2 protein-coding genes are annotated in these 1,531 nt (G+C 64.4%); both read left to right on the top strand.

Annotation, left to right across the window (positions count from 1 at the left end):
- Positions 1-1,163: histidine ammonia-lyase (locus tag A2I95_RS36950; protein WP_291737451.1), on the top strand; the 1,163-nt coding region annotated here is incomplete at its 5' end.
- A partial coding sequence (locus tag A2I95_RS36945; protein WP_291737450.1) for an N-formylglutamate amidohydrolase occupies positions 1,160-1,531 on the top strand: 372 nt, incomplete at its 3' end. The genes A2I95_RS36950 and A2I95_RS36945, both read left to right, overlap by 4 nt.

Raw genomic sequence — 1,531 nt, 5'->3', positions numbered from 1 at the left:
TCGAGCAGATGCTGGAACGCGGCGTGGTGCCGGTGATCCCGTCGCAGGGGTCCGTGGGCGCCTCCGGCGACCTGGCGCCGCTGGCGCATATGGCGGCGGCGATGATCGGGGCAGGGGAGGCGACCTTTGAAGGCACCCGCATGTCCAGCCTTGATGCACTAAAAAAGGCCGGGTTAGAGCCTATTGTGCTGGGTCCCAAGGAAGGCCTGGGGCTGATCAACGGCACGCAATTCTCCACCGCCTGCGCCTTGGCCGGGCTGTTTGACGCCTGGCGCATGGCTGAGGCCTCGATGACCATTGCTTCGCTTTCTACGGATGCCATCATGGGCTCCACCGCGCCGTTGATTGCCGATATCCATGCCTTGCGCGGCCATGCCGGCCAGATCGACGTGGCGCGCGAGATGCGCGGCATCATGGACGGGTCTGAAATCCGCGAAAGCCACCGCGAGGATGATACCCGGGTGCAGGATCCCTATTGCATCCGCTGCCAGCCGCAGGTTGTGGGCGCGGCGCTGGACGTGCTGCGGATGGCTGCGAAAACGCTGGAGATCGAGGCCAATGCCGTCACCGACAACCCCTTGGTGCTGGTGAATGAGGGACGCATCGTCTCGGGCGGCAACTTCCACGCGGAATATGTGGGCTTTGCCGCAGATCAGATCGCGCTGGCCGTGGCTGAAATCGGCGCAATCGCGCAGCGCCGGGTGGCGCTGATGGTGGACCCGACCCTCAGCCACGATCTGCCGCCGTTCCTGACGCCTGATCCGGGTCTGAACTCGGGTTTCATGATCGCCGAAGTGACCACAGCCGCTTTAATGAGCGAAAACAAACACTTGGCAAACCCCTGTGTGACCGACTCGACGCCCACGTCGGCCAACCAGGAGGACCACGTGTCGATGGCCGCCCACGGCGCGCTGCGGCTTTCGAAGATGAACGCAAACCTGTCGGTGATCCTGGGCGTCGAAATGCTCTGTGCCGCGCAAGGGGTGGAGGCGCGGGCGCCGCTGCAAACCTCCGAACGGCTGCAGGACGTATTGGCGATGCTGCGCGCCGATATTCCCGCTCTGGCCGAGGACCGCTATCTGGCACCGGACATCGAAGATGCCAGCGCCATGGTGCGTGCGGGCCGTGTTGCGGAAGTTGCCGGTGTGAAGGTGACAGCATGATCGAAGTGACCCAAGGCAGCTCCCCTCTGGTGCTGGGGCTGCCCCACACTGGCACCGATGTGCCGCCGGATATCCGGGAGTGCCTTAATGAAACCGGCCAGGCGCTGGCGGATACCGATTGGCATATCCACGACCTCTATGCCGGGCTGGTTGAGGAGGTGACAACCGTCCGCACGCCGATCCACCGCTATGTGATTGACGTGAACCGCGATCCCGCTGGAATCAGTCTCTATCCCGGGCAAAACACCACCACTCTGGTGCCGCTGACCGATTTCGACGGGCTGCCGATCTGGCGCGACGGGCAGGAGCCGGACGAGGCGGAAATCACGCGCCGCCGCGCCGCCTATCACGCGCCTTACCACACGGCG

The organism is Leisingera sp. F5 (assembly GCF_001593695.1).
This window is presented reverse-complemented; position numbering and strand designations above follow the sequence as displayed.